At 69.9% G+C, this 13,084-nt stretch carries 11 protein-coding genes; 3 read left to right on the top strand and 8 right to left on the bottom strand.

Going from position 1 to position 13,084, the window contains the following annotated elements:
• The first annotated feature begins 99 nt into the window (after positions 1 to 99).
• Entirely contained in the window at positions 100 to 1,104 is a 1,005-nt protein-coding gene (locus BRESU_RS06325) for an RluA family pseudouridine synthase (RefSeq protein WP_041761384.1), read from the top strand.
• A gap of 291 nt (positions 1,105 to 1,395) precedes the next feature.
• A complete protein-coding gene (rpoH, locus tag BRESU_RS06320) occupies positions 1,396 to 2,283 on the top strand; it encodes an RNA polymerase sigma factor RpoH (RefSeq protein WP_013268692.1) in 888 nt (295 codons plus the stop codon).
• Between the two features lie 28 nt (positions 2,284 to 2,311).
• On the opposite strand, the gene BRESU_RS06315 is transcribed toward rpoH, so the two are convergent.
• From BRESU_RS06315 to BRESU_RS06280, 8 genes are all read right to left on the bottom strand, one after another.
• The gene (locus tag BRESU_RS06315; RefSeq protein WP_013268691.1) at positions 2,312 to 3,118 is read right to left on the bottom strand and encodes a response regulator; all 807 of its coding nucleotides are present in this window, start codon (positions 3,116 to 3,118) and stop codon (positions 2,312 to 2,314) included.
• 76 nt (positions 3,119 to 3,194) lie between these two features.
• On the bottom strand, positions 3,195 to 4,490 hold the full coding sequence (locus BRESU_RS06310; RefSeq protein ID WP_013268690.1) for an adenylosuccinate synthase: 1,296 nt from the start codon (positions 4,488 to 4,490) through the stop codon (positions 3,195 to 3,197).
• An 80-nt stretch (positions 4,491 to 4,570) separates the two neighbouring features.
• A complete protein-coding gene (locus BRESU_RS06305; protein ID WP_013268689.1) occupies positions 4,571 to 5,725 on the bottom strand; it encodes a phosphoserine transaminase in 1,155 nt (384 codons plus the stop codon).
• A gap of 2 nt (positions 5,726 to 5,727) precedes the next feature.
• Positions 5,728 to 6,645 (bottom strand): DnaJ C-terminal domain-containing protein, encoded by a 918-nt coding sequence (locus BRESU_RS06300; RefSeq protein ID WP_041761380.1) that lies wholly within the window; start codon positions 6,643 to 6,645, stop codon positions 5,728 to 5,730.
• Between the two features lie 101 nt (positions 6,646 to 6,746).
• A complete protein-coding gene (locus tag BRESU_RS06295; RefSeq protein WP_013268687.1) occupies positions 6,747 to 10,436 on the bottom strand; it encodes a baseplate multidomain protein megatron in 3,690 nt (1,229 codons plus the stop codon).
• Complete coding sequence (locus tag BRESU_RS06290) at positions 10,436 to 10,894, bottom strand: NlpC/P60 family protein (protein ID WP_013268686.1); 459 nt, start codon at positions 10,892 to 10,894, stop codon at positions 10,436 to 10,438. The genes BRESU_RS06295 and BRESU_RS06290 overlap by 1 nt, the downstream gene beginning before the upstream one ends.
• Complete coding sequence (locus BRESU_RS06285) at positions 10,891 to 11,532, bottom strand: baseplate hub domain-containing protein (protein ID WP_013268685.1); 642 nt, start codon at positions 11,530 to 11,532, stop codon at positions 10,891 to 10,893. The genes BRESU_RS06290 and BRESU_RS06285 overlap by 4 nt, the downstream gene beginning before the upstream one ends.
• A gap of 134 nt (positions 11,533 to 11,666) precedes the next feature.
• Complete coding sequence (locus BRESU_RS06280; RefSeq protein WP_013268684.1) at positions 11,667 to 12,305, bottom strand: DUF2460 domain-containing protein; 639 nt, start codon at positions 12,303 to 12,305, stop codon at positions 11,667 to 11,669.
• An 89-nt stretch (positions 12,306 to 12,394) separates the two neighbouring features.
• Here BRESU_RS06280 and BRESU_RS06275 point away from each other — a divergent pair, with 89 nt between their 5' ends.
• A complete protein-coding gene (locus BRESU_RS06275; protein WP_013268683.1) occupies positions 12,395 to 13,081 on the top strand; it encodes a DUF805 domain-containing protein in 687 nt (228 codons plus the stop codon).
• Positions 13,082 to 13,084 lie beyond the last annotated feature (3 nt).

The raw sequence follows: 13,084 nt of genomic DNA, 5'->3' as shown, positions 1-13,084 counted from the left end.
GTATGGTTCCCCAGCCCGGATGGGCTCCAACGGCGCCGCTTAGGGGCTGGCCACGTCACGCACACGACGCATCGATGAACTCAAGACGAACGATTGACGATGGATTTGCCCGATCTTGATCCCATTACAGATGATCAGGTGATCGTCGTTCACCTCGACGCTGGCATGGTCGGCGACCGGCTGGACAAGGCATTGGCGCGTGCCCTGCCCACCTTGTCCCGGGGGCGGCTCCAGGCCTTGCTGGCCCAGGGTGCCGTGTCACATGACGGCGCTGTCGTCACGGACGGGTCGTCGCGGGCGATCCCTGGCGACTATGACATCACCGTTCCGCCGGTCATGGCGGCCGAACCCCGGGCCCAGGCCATCCCGCTGACGGTCCTCTATGAAGACGCCGACCTCATTGTCATCGACAAGCCTGCCGGCATGGCCGCGCACCCCGCGCCGGGCACGCCCGATGGCACTTTGGTCAATGCCCTGCTCCATCACTGCGGCGCGACCCTGTCGGGAATCGGCGGCGTGGCGCGGCCCGGCATCGTCCACCGGCTGGACAAGGACACCTCCGGCGTCATGGTCGCCGCCAAGTCCGACCGCGCCCACGCTGGACTGTCCGCCCTGTTCGCGACCCATGACATCGAGCGCACCTATATCGCCCTGACCCGTGGTGCCCCGTCCCCCACCCTGGGCCGAATCGAAACCCTGATCGGCCGCTCGTCATCCGACCGAAAGAAGATGGCGGTGCTGAAGTCGGGCGGCCGAAATGCCATCACCGACTATGTGGTCCAGGCACGATACGCCGTGCCCGCCAAGCCGGGTGCCGCTCCGCTCGCCGCCCGTGTCGCCTGCACGTTGCAGACCGGCCGCACCCATCAGATCCGGGTGCACATGGCCTCGAAGGGGTCTCCCATCCTCGGGGATGCGACCTACGGATCGGGCAGTCCGGCCCTCAGCGTACGCGCCGCGATCGAGCAGTCGGGACTGACCCGCCAGGCCCTGCACGCGGCTGTGCTGGGCTTCGTCCATCCCGTGACGGACGAGGCGCTGCGTTTCGAGACCTCGCTGCCGGCGGACATGGCCCGGCTTGAAGGATTGCTGGCGGCCCTCTGAATGCCACGCGCCGCCGGTAACCGGGGCGACGGCGCCGGCGAACATGACTTCGGAACAGGTCGCGCAGACCGGACGGCCTAGTAAGTCTTGATTAAGGACGGACTATCCGCTATACGAGCCTTCGAACGGTGCAAGTGGCGCCTGGGTCACGGTCGCAGGTCTCTGTGACGATCCGCCTCTGACAAGTGCGGCAACCCATCGCTATCTGTCCGGTTGAGGGGTGAGGAGACGGTGCACATTCGGTGGCCGCCTGCGTCGAGCCTGCTCTTTCTAGGTTCGGAGGGACCAAACATGGCTGCAATGAAATCACTCGCGGTGATGTCGCCTGAACAGGGGCTGTCGCGCTATCTGACGGAAATCCGCAAGTTTCCGATGCTGACCAAGGACGAGGAGTTCATGCTCGCCAAGCGCTGGTCCGAGCATCAGGACTCTGAAAGCGCCCACCGCCTGGTCACATCCCACCTTCGTCTCGTCGCCAAGATCGCCATGGGCTATCGCGGCTACGGCCTCCCGATCGGCGAGGTGATCTCCGAAGGCAACGTCGGCCTGATGCAGGCCGTGAAGAAATTCGATCCGGACAAGGGCTTCCGCCTGGCGACCTACGCCATGTGGTGGATCCGCGCCTCGATCCAGGAATACATCCTGCGCAGCTGGTCGCTCGTGAAGATGGGCACCACCGCCGCGCAGAAGAAGCTCTTCTTCAACCTGCGCAAGGCCAAGAGCCAGATCTCGGCCTTCGAGGAAGGCGACCTGCGCCCTGAGCATCTGGCCGCCATCGCCACCAAGCTGGGCGTGTCAGAGGAAGAGGTCACCAACATGAACCGCCGCCTCGGCGGGGACGCGTCGCTGAACGCGCCCCTGCGGGTCGACGGGGAAAGCGAATGGCAGGATTGGCTGTCGGACGACAACGCGGTGTCCCAGGAAACGGCCCTGGCCGATTCCGAGGAGAAGTCGCTGCGCATGGGACTGCTTCAGGAAGCCATGGGCGAGCTGACCGAGCGCGAGAAGCACATCCTGACCGAGCGCCGTCTCAAGGACGACCCGGTTACTCTGGAAGAGCTGGCCGGCCAGTATGGCGTCAGCCGCGAACGCGTGCGTCAGATCGAGGTCCGGGCCTTCGAGAAGCTGCAAAAGGCCATGCGTGCCGCGGCCGAGGAACGGAACCTCGTGGACGCCTGACAGCGTCCAGGCAGCGGATGAAACCTGCCTAACCCGCCCGGGCCAGCGTCTCGGGCGGGGCCAGCGCCAGGATCGCGCTGATCGGCGCGGCGAGACCGGCCTTGGTCGGGGCCCCTTGCGCCAGATAGCCTTCGAGTCCGGCGGCCGCGACCGCGAGGCGCGCGTCCGACGTCTTCATGGCCAGCGCCTTGAGCGTCTCGGCCTGCTGCTTGACAGCCCTGGCCGCCTGCATCGGGTCGTTGTCGAACTGGGCCAGCGACGCTGCCAGAATGCGAAATGCCTGGTCCTTCACGGCGACAGCCGCCTGGGCCGCCGTCGCCGGCTTGTCCGCCGTCCGCTTCTGGGGTCCCGCATATTCGCCCGAGTTGAATCGGCGCCGGTCCGGCCCGACATAGCCCACCGCCTCGATCCAGTCGCGCGGCTTCAGCGCCACGTTCTCGACCCGCTTGAACAGGTCGGCGCTGGTGAAGGGCTTGCGCAGAAACTCGTGAATACCGGAATCGCGCGCGCCCTTGATCGAGCTGGCGGTGGCATCGGCCGTCATCATGATGATCGGCGCCCGGCGACAGGCCAGGTTCGAGCGGCGGATCCGCCTCGCCAGCTGCTCGCCGTCCAGTCGCGCGCCGCTGCGCTCGGTGAAGATGAGACCCGGTTCCATTTCGCGCGCGTGGTCCATCACCCGGTTCTCGTCGGACTCGGTCACGACCTCGCGAGCCCCCAGGCTCTTCATGATGTCCAGCAGCAGGCGAGCGGAGGCCATGTTCGGATCGGCGATCAGCACGCGGCGCACCACGGGCTCGATCCGGCTCAAGGTCTTGGCGTCAGCAGCGAACACTCGGCGGCTCCGGAAAGTCTGGAGCCAAGTACGTAAACGGTGCCGGTTAAGGCCACGTTGAACCGAAACGGGATTCTCAGCCCAGGAACGGGTCCCGGATCATGATGGTATCGTCACGCTCGGGGCTGGTCGACAGCAGGGCCACCGGTGCCCCGATCAGCTCCTCGATCCGCCGCACGTACTTGATCGCATTGGCGTTCAGGTCCTTGAAGCTGCGCGCCCCCGCGGTCGTCTCGCTCCAGCCCTCCAGCTCCTCGAACACCGGCTCGGCGGCCGCTTGGGCGTGGAGGCTCGACGGCAGGTAATCCAGCACCTCGTCGCCGACCCGGTACCCGACGCAGATCTTCAGCGTCTTCAGCCCGTCCAGAACGTCCAGCTTGGTCAGGGCGATGCCGTCGATGCCGTTGATCGCCACAGACTGGCGCACCAGCACCGCATCGAACCAGCCGCACCGCCGCGCCCGTCCCGTGTTGACGCCCACCTCGCGCCCCACGGTCGCAAGATGCACGCCGACCTCGTCGCTCAGCTCGCAGGCGAACGGCCCCTCTCCGACCCGCGTCGTGTAGGCCTTCACGATCCCCAGCACATAGCCGACGCCGCGCGGCCCGATTCCGGACCCCGCCGCCGCCTGCCCCGCCACCGTGTTCGACGATGTGACATAGGGATAGGTGCCGTGGTCGACGTCCAGGAACGCGCCCTGCGCGCCCTCGAACAGGACCCGCTTGCCGGCCTTCTGGGCCTGGTCCAGCACCCGCCAGGCAGGCTTCACATAGGGCAGAATCTTCGGCGCGATCTCCAGCAGTTGCGCCAGAAGCGCTTCCGGATCGATCGGATCCAGACCCAGACCCGCGCGCAGCGGATCGTGATGCGACCGAAGCCGGTCGATCTTGACCCTTAGGTCATCGGCATTGGCCAGATCGCAGACCCGGATGGCCCGGCGGCCCACCTTGTCCTCATAGGCCGGACCGATGCCCCGCCCCGTCGTCCCGATGCGCGCGCCCACGGCGTTCGCCGCCGCCTCGCGCGCCACATCCAGAGCCGGATGAATGGGCAGGATCAGGCAGGCATTGTCCGCGATGGTCAGGATGTCCGGATTGATCGACACGCCCTGCGCCTCGATCTTCTCGATCTCCCCGACCAGATGCCAGGGATCCACGACGACGCCGTTGCCGATGATCGAAGGTTTGCCCTGCACCACGCCCGAAGGCAGCAGGGCCAGCTTGTAGACCTTGCCGTCCACGACCAGCGTATGGCCTGCGTTGTGCCCGCCCTGGAACCGCACGACCATGTCGGCGCGGTTCGACAGCCAGTCGACGATCTTGCCCTTGCCCTCGTCGCCCCACTGGGCTCCGACCACCGCCACGTTCGCCAAAGGATTCGTCTCCGCTGAATGCGGGGAGGGCTATAGCCGGGGAATGGGCGAATGTCGTCCCGGCCGGGACGATTAAACCGTCACAGCTCTGCGGCCGCCGCCTTGAACGCCCAGTCCAGCCACGGCGTCGCGGCCACCACGTCCGCAGTCTCGACCGTGCAGCCGCACCACAGCCGCAGCCCCGCCGGCGCGTTCCGATGGCTCTCGACGTCGAACGCCGCGCCCTCGGCCTCCAGCAGCCCCTTCATCCGCTTCACGAAGGCCTGCCGCCCGGCCTCGTCCAACGCGGTGACGCGGGGGTCGACGATCTTCAGGCAGACCGACGTCGTCGACCGTGTCGCCGGGTCGACCGCCAGGCTTTCGATCCAGTCCGTCCGCTCGACCCAGGCCTGCAGCGCCGCGGCATTGGCGTCGGTGCGCCGGATCAGCTCGGTCAGGCCACCGACACGTTCAGCCCACTCCAGCGCGTCGATCCAGTCCTCGAGCGTCCACAGCGAGAAGGTGTTGATCATCGACCCCGTGGCCAGAGCCCGGTCGAACCCCTTGCCGTCCCGCAGCCGCAGCACCTTGGGCACGGGTCGGGGGGGGACATAGCTGTCGAGCCGCTCGACCGCCCGCGGCGACAAGGCCGCCACGCCGATCCCGGCCTCTCCGCCCAGCGCCTTCTGGAAGCTGAAGGTCACCACATCCAGCCGTGAATAGTCGATCGGCATGGCGAACGCCGCCGAGGTCGCGTCGCAGATCGCCAGTCCCGTCCGGTCCTTCGAGATGAAGTCCGCGTTCGGCACCCGCACGCCCGACGTCGTGCCGTTCCACGGAAACACCAGGTCCTTGTCCGGATCGACCCGGCCCAGGTCCGGCAGCTCGCCCCACGGCGCTTCCAGCAGCTCAAGGTCGTCCAGCTTCAGATGGTCCTTCGCGTCGACCGCCCATTGCTTGCCGAAGTTCTCGAAGGCCATGACCTGGACCGGCCGCTGACCCAGCATCGACCACATCGCGGCTTCGACGGCGCCCGTGTCCGACCCCGGCAGGTAGGCCAGCACCCAGTCCTCGGGCACTTCCAGCACGGCCTTGGTCAGGCGCAGGCCATGCGCGAACCGCTCGACCACCTCCGGCGCGCGGATCCCGCGCCCCAGCAGGTTCTGGGGCAGCCCTTCAGACGACCAGCCCGGCCGCTTGGCCGTCGGCCCGGCCGAGAACCACGGCCGCTCGGGCTTCACACTCGGCTTGTCCACGTTCAGCTCTTCCCGGGCCTGTAGGGACGGCTGTTGCGCCAGTCCTCCGCGATCCGTTGCAATATCGGATCGACGGTCTCGGGCAAGGTCACGATCAGTCGCGCCTTCAGGTCGCCGCGCGATCCGCCCGCAAAGGCCCCCTTGCCCTTAAGCCTCAGCGTCTGGCCCGAGTTCGAACCCTTGGGCACCGTCACCGACACCGTCCCGTCCGGCGTCGGGCACTCGACCTTGCCGCCCAGCACCGCGTCGGGCACCGAAATCGGCAGGTCCATGGTCAGGTCCGCACCGTCCACCTTGAAGACCGGATGGGTCGCGATCTTCAGTTCGATCAGGGCATCGCCCGCCTCGGTCCGTCCCGGCGCGCCCTGTCCGCGCAGCCGGATCGTCTGGCCGCTGGTGGCTCCCTTCGGGATGGTGACGTCCAGCGTCCGCCCGTCCGAGAACTGGATCCGGCGCGTCGCCCCGCCGATGGAGTCCTCCAGGCTGATCTCCAGGGTGGCGCGCACGTCCTGCCCGCGCCCCATCCCGCGACCCGGTCCCCGCGCGGTTCCACCGCCGCCGAACCGGCCGAAGATTTCCTCCAGGTCGATGTCCTCGAACGCGGCCCGTCCGCCGGGTCCGCCTGCGCCGAAGCCGCCGAAACCGCCGCTCGATCCGCCCGGAGCGCCGCCGCCATAGCCGCCGCCGTATTTCTGCTGACCGTCGGCATCGATCCGGCCGGCGTCGTACTGCGCCTTCTTCTCGGGATCGCTCAGGATGTCGAAAGCCGCCGACGCGCGCTTGAACCGTTCCTCGGCCTTGGCGTCGCCGGGGTTCTTGTCGGGATGCAGTTCCTTGGCCAGCTTGCGGAACGCGGCCTTGATCTCGGCGGCGCTCGCCCCCCTGGACACGCCCAGTTCCTTGTAGGGATCACCCGCCACGCCGTTCGCCGCTCCGTCCGAGAGTAAATGACGGCCCCGCCGCACCGCGCCGAGGCCTCTTCCTGTCAGTTAGGGCATGGACCGCGCTGCGCAATCGTTTTTCAGGGCGCGAGGCTGCAAACCGCCTCCCGGCCCCAGCCCCAGGCGGCCCCGTATTGCGCCACGGCCAGCCTCGCGCCCGCCCCCGGCCCGTCCGGAAAGTCCGCCGTCAGATCCGCCGCGGCGTAGAGCGTCGACAGCCCCTCGACCTCGAACACCCGCCGTTCGACGCCACTGTCCAGCACGCGCACCCGGAACCGGCGGACGTCCACCTCGGCCGGCTCGATGTCCCACCGGTCGCCCCCGATTCGCACGCGCGGCAGCCAGCTGACCCTCAGCCCGCCCTCGGCCGGCGCGACCTGCAGGCCTGCCGGACTCCAGGGTCGATCGGACACGCCCTCGAACCGGAACGCCACCTCGGCAAAGGCCGTGCCGCCGCTCGCCGCCCCCACCGGCCCGACCCGTGCCACGCGATCCAGCCGGCGCTCGGCGGAGTCCAGATCGAACCGCGCGGCCTCCCCCTTCAGCATGACCACCGTCCCGCCGGCCTCGGCACCCGCCTCGGCCTCCTGTTCCGTCCCCTGCCGCCCCCGCAACAGTCCGCCCAGACGCCACACCCCGGGTCCGACCAGCGCCGCCTCGCGAAACGACAGGATCTCCCAGCCCGCCGGGCCCTCGACCGCCAGCAGGTTTGCGCCGCCCAGGACCGCCGCCTCACTCGTCGCCATCGGCGCGGTGCCCTCCAGCGCCACGACCAGCGCATTCACCTCGTCCCACCGATCCACCGGGCCTGCCCCCAGGGGCGCGACCAGCCGACCGACGGTCGCGGGCGTCTCGATGACACCGCGCTGCGTCACCGACTCGGCTGTCTCGCCGACATGAACCGCCATCGGCCGCCAGGGATCGCCCGCCGCGATCACGACCGGTCGTCCATCGGTCTCGGCCCCCGGCAGTCCGGGCAGATCGAGGATGCGCACGCACGGTGCCCCCGGCGGTTCGATACCCTCGGACGGCCGCGTGGGCCCGTCGTCTTCGTCCACGACGCCGACCGCCCGCCGCATCAGCCTTGCCGACGGCGTCTCGTCCAGCGACAGGCGCTCGACTCGCCACGCCCCGGTCTCGCCCTCGACCGCGACGGTGTCGCCCGGCTCCAGCCGCAGCGCCTCCAGCGGCCCGATCGCCAGCGTCAATCGGTCCGCCCCGTCCGCCGCCAGAATCCGTCCTGCCAACGCCCCCGCCAGCCCCGACCCGCTTACCGCCGGCAGGTCCAGATCGACCCCGCCACCCCCGGTCGCCTGATCGGCGCGCACGACGACGGTACCGGTCTGGTAGTCCGCACCCTCGTCGATGAAGCGCACCCGCGCCGCTTCGGGCGGTGCGTCCAGCACGCGCTCGCGTACCGGCCCCGACGCGTCGTCCCCCAGCGCCAGCGCCTCCAGCCCGAGGGTCGCGCTCGCCGCCTCGACACCGATCAGCGCCACCTGCCCGTCCCGTTCCGCCCCGACCATGTCGAAGGCGTCCAGAAGCGGCTCCAGGGCATCGCGCGTCCGCATCGGCCGGTCGATCACATAGCCGGCCAGATGGCCCACCGGCTGCCCGACGTCGAATGCAGCCTCGTCCAGCCCGCCCCGCCGCAGGATCGCCGACAGCAGCCCCTTGGCATCGCCGCCCAGCCTGCCGTTCAGCCAGTGGCCGGCCCGCCAGCTCCCCGCATCGGCCCAGACATCGCGCAAGCCCGGAAACGCCGGGTAAGGCCGAGCATCCCAGCACCAGGCATCCGCGGCCTCCAGCATGGGCCCGCCATAGACGTCCGACACGGGATTGTTCTCAACCGTTGCGAAATGCCCCAGCAGCGCCTCCAGCGCCCGCCGCTGCATGACGTCGTCCCGCGCCGCCGTCGAAAAGGGTGGCAGCGCACTCTCAGCTGACTTCGGATCCTGGAACAGGTTCGGCGCATTGCCGCCCCGGTCCACGGCGGCACAGCCGAACTCCGCCAGCCGGATCGGCTTCATCCCCGGCACCCAGGCCGTCGGCGTCGCCGACCGCACGCCGCCCGGCCGGTCATGGTGCGCATTCGCCCACCAGCCCTTCAGGTCCTTGGCGCGAAACACCCAGTTCTCGCCGTGCGCCGTGTCGACGATCGGCGTCCGGACCTGGTCCGCCCGGTCCGCCTCGCCCGCATAGAACCAGTCGAAGCCGTCTCCACCGGCAACCTGCGCCGCCAGATAGGCGGGATCGTCCGGCCCCGCGAACGCCTCCGCATCCACGCCGCCGTCCCCGTCCCTCCAGTCCCCCAGCGGCGGATACCAGTCGATGCCGACGCAATCGATCGCTGCGTCAGCCCACAGGGGATCGAGGTGAAACACCACGTCCCCGGACCCGTCGTCCGGTCGATGCCCCGAATACTCCGACCAGTCCGCCGCATAGGACAGGGCCACATCCGGCCCTGCGACCGCCCGGCATTCCGCCGCCAGCGTGCGGTACTGCGCCACCGCGGGGTATCCGCCGGCCGCGTCCCGCGTCCAGGTCAGCCCCCGCATCTCCGATCCGATCAGCAGGCCGTCGCATCCGGTCTCGGCCGCCAGCCCGGCATAGTGCAGCGCCAGCCGACGCAGACCCCAGTCCTCCGCCGTCCCGAACACCGCCGCGACCTCGGCCGCCGCGCCGGCTCCATCCTCGCCCTTCACCCGCCCGCGCCACGGATAGCCTTCGATGTCCATGAAGAGGAAGGGATACAGCGTCACCGCCCACCCCCGCGCCTTCAGGGCCGCCACCGCCTGCCGCACCGTGTCGTCCGTCGGCGTGCCGCCATAGGCGGGCGCTCCATCGACCTCCGAGATCAGGTGCGCATCCTCCCGTCCCAGCCCGGCGACCGACCAGGTCAGCGGCTCGGTCGGCTTGTCGCGCCGCTCCACCCCCGGCTTGACGACACAGTGCCCGGCCCTCAGGTCCGTCCCGAACCAGCCGATCACCAGACTGACCCGCTTCAGATTCGGCAGCTGCGCCGCCAGTTGGTCCAGCGAGGCGATCAGGTCCGTCCGCCCGTCCCCCAGATGCACATTCTCGGCCTTCGTTCGCGTCAGCCCCTCGCGCCGCATCACCGGCTCGGTCGCCAGCACGAACTCCCCGGCCCCGGGGATCAGGCAGACCCCCTCCAGCATCGTCTCCAGCCCTTCGCCCCCGGGCCGGCGAAACACCTCGAAACCCAGCTGCGGCATCCGATCGCCCCAGGGGCCCAGCAGCAGGTCCTCGAACACCACATAGGCCGTCCCGCGATAGGCCGGTGCTGCCCCATCCACGGCTTCGATCAGCGGATCCGGCGTCTGGTCTTCGGTTCCTCGATAGACGCGCATCGCCACGCCCGTCTGGTCCATCGGCTGCCCGTCGGCCCAGATCCGCCCGATCCCGTCGATCGGCCCCTCGCACAGCGCCACGGCGAAGCTCAGCGAATAGCCGTAGTCGACCGTCCCTGGCCCACCCTTGCCGCTCCCGCTCCGGTTCCGCTGCTCCAGGAACCGCGCCGCCCAGATCACCTGCCCCGTCACCCGCGCCCGCCCGAATACGCAGGCCATGGGCGCGCCTTCCGCCGTCGACTGGATCTTCAGCGTTTCCAGCCTCGGGCCCACCTGCCGGGCAGGGGTCAGCGCCCCGAGCAACGCCCGGTCTGCCACGCCCCCCAGCGCCGCGCCGATGCTGCGCCCCAGACCGCCGCCGATCGCCTGTCCGATCCCGCCGAGAACGACCTGCGCCATCAGTGATCCCCCTCTCCACCCCGGCCTTGAGCCGGGACGGGCCAGCCGAAGACGGCCACCAGCCGCCTCCGCCACCACGGCCCCATCCAGCTTTCGACCACCGCCCGCCCCCAGTAGGCATGGATGATCCGGGGCTCCGGCGGCCCCAGCGCGCTCAGGATCGCGCAATGCTTGACCATCGCCCCGTCCGCCATCCGGAACAGCAGGACGTCGCCCGGCTGCATCTCGCCCGGCGGCTTGGCCACCAGCCACCGCCCCGCCGCCTCGAGCAGCGTCTCGACCCCGCCGACTTCGGCCCAGTCCGGCGCATAGGCCGGCAGGGCCTCGGGCTCCTCCCCCACCACTTCGCGCCAGACCCCGCGCACCAGGCCCAGACAGTCCGCCCCTGCGCCCTTCGTGCTCGCCTGATGCCGGTAGGGCGTCCCCAGCCAGCCGCGCGCCGCCTCGACCGGCGTCACCTTTTGCCCCCATCGTTCCGCGCGCCCGTCGCCGGATAGGCGGTCAGGAAGTCGTCGCCCGGAATCGCCGGAAAGCCCTGGAAGTTGATGCCGTTGGCGAAGACCCCGACGCAGGTCGCCCACCGCTTGTCGCAGGTCCGCCCCGCCGGCTCGGCCCGACAGCGCCCGTCGCCCAGCACCGCGTCGCAGCTGCGCCCATAGGTCCGCCCCACGACCCGCTCCAGCGCCGCCAGAGGCCCCTCGACCTCGGCCGTGAAGCCCGCTCCTTCGCGACGGATCGTGCCCAGCGTCCCGACCCCCAGCCTCACCTTCAGGTCCGGCCGCCGCCAGTTCACGCGCCACACCTCGACCCGCGCCCGGTCCCACAGCCCCGCCGCGATATCGGCGTCCGCGATCCGGTCGTCGTCCAGCACGCCGGCGACCGCCAGCGTTCCGCCGCCCAGCCCCGTCGAGGCGTCCATCGCCCCTTGCGTCCAGCCGCTCCCGGCCGCGCAGACCACGCCATCGACGTCCAGGTCGCGGTCATGGTCGCTGAACCCCATCCGCGTCCCGTCCGCCCGCGCCACGATCCAGGCATGGCACAGCGTCGCCGCCCCGCTCTCGATGCGGGCGGCCAGTTCTGTCGGTATGTCCCTCATAATCCTCCCCCGTTGGGGGAGGGGGACCGCGGAGCGGTGGAGGGGGCCAGCCCCAGACACCCTGCCCGCCGCAGGCCCCCTCCGTCACAGCGCGAAGCCACGCCGCGCCCCCTCCCCCAAGGGGGAAGGATTTCTCAGATCCTGATCTCGATCAGCGGCACGGCCGCCATCCGCCCGGCATCGAAGCTCTCCAGCGTCATCTCCAGCCGGTCCGCGTCGAACCGCACGGGCGTGTCGAACAGAAAGCCCGCCGTCACCGTCGCGCCCCCGCCCGGCGCGACGTCCAGTGTGACAAGGCCCGTCGTCGCGTCGACCGAAAAGCCGCCCGACACCTCGACCCCATCCACGGCGAGCCGCACCGACCCCTCGACCGGCTTGGCGATGGGCCGTTCCACAGCCTGCCCCGGACCCGATCCGGGGTCTCCGTAAGCCTTCATCAGGGGAAACACCGTCCGCACCCCGTCGCCGGTTCCCAGCGGCTGGTCGGTTGCCGCCGGTGTCCCGCCCGGCGCGCACGAAGCGAAGTCCGCGAAGTCCCGGAACCGGAACCCGAACAGCCGCCCGCGCCGCGCCTCGAAGAAGGCGGTCAGCTCAGCCATGTCCGCCAGCGACCTCAGGTTCGCCCCGATCAGATACCGCCTGCGCCCCATCGCCCAGGGACTGTTCCGCCGCTCGAATCCGGACGCCAGCGTCACGATCGCGGTCCGCCGCTCCACCCCGCCCGTGGACCCGAACGCCAGCCGCGCGGGCAGACGCACCTCGTGAAAGGCCATCACCTGTCTCCTGTTTAACTTGTCGCCAGCCGCCGCCTCGTCCAGTTTGCAGACGGGCCGGTTCAGGGCCCGGGCAGGGGAACCAACGGATGCGCGGTCAGATTCTCAGTTTCGATCCGACGGCGGGTTCCGGCCTCATCAGCGGCGACGACGGCATCCGCTATGCGTTCAACGCCGACCAGGTGACGCCGCCCTCGAGCATCACCGCCGGTCTGCGGGTCGATTTCGTGCCTGTGGCCGGCGAGGCGACCAACATCATGCTGCTGGCCGCCGCCATCCCGGCCTCCGGCCCCTCGGCCACGCCGGGCGTGCCGGTCGACACCTTCGATTTCCAGAAGGTCCTGTTCTCGTTCGAGGGCCGCATCCGCCGCCAGCATTTCTGGCTCGGCTGGCTCATCTGCCTCGGCATCGGCGTGGTGCTGGGCTGGATTCCCTTCTTCGGCGCGCTGCTCTCCATCGCCCTGATCTGGCCGAATCTCGCGATCACCGTGAAGCGGCTGCACGACATGGGGCACACCGGCTGGCTCGCCGTCATCCCCTGGATCGCCGGCGTCGTCGGTATCGGGGCCTTCATCGCGACAGTGGGCCTGACCGCCATCGCCAACAGCGGCAACTGGGAGTCGGACGACCCGGCCATGGTCTGGGCGATCATGGCCCCGGGCTTTGGCATCTTCGCGATCGTCTGCCTCATCCAGCTGGGCTTCCTGCTCTGGATCGGCATCGCCGAAGGCCAGCCCGGCGACAACCGCTTCGGACCGAACCCCAAGGTCCGCTAGGTT

Source organism: Brevundimonas subvibrioides ATCC 15264, from assembly GCF_000144605.1.
Lineage (GTDB): Bacteria > Pseudomonadota > Alphaproteobacteria > Caulobacterales > Caulobacteraceae > Brevundimonas > Brevundimonas subvibrioides.
The sequence above is the reverse complement of the archived record's forward strand: the minus strand, read 5'-3'. Positions and strand labels throughout refer to the sequence as shown.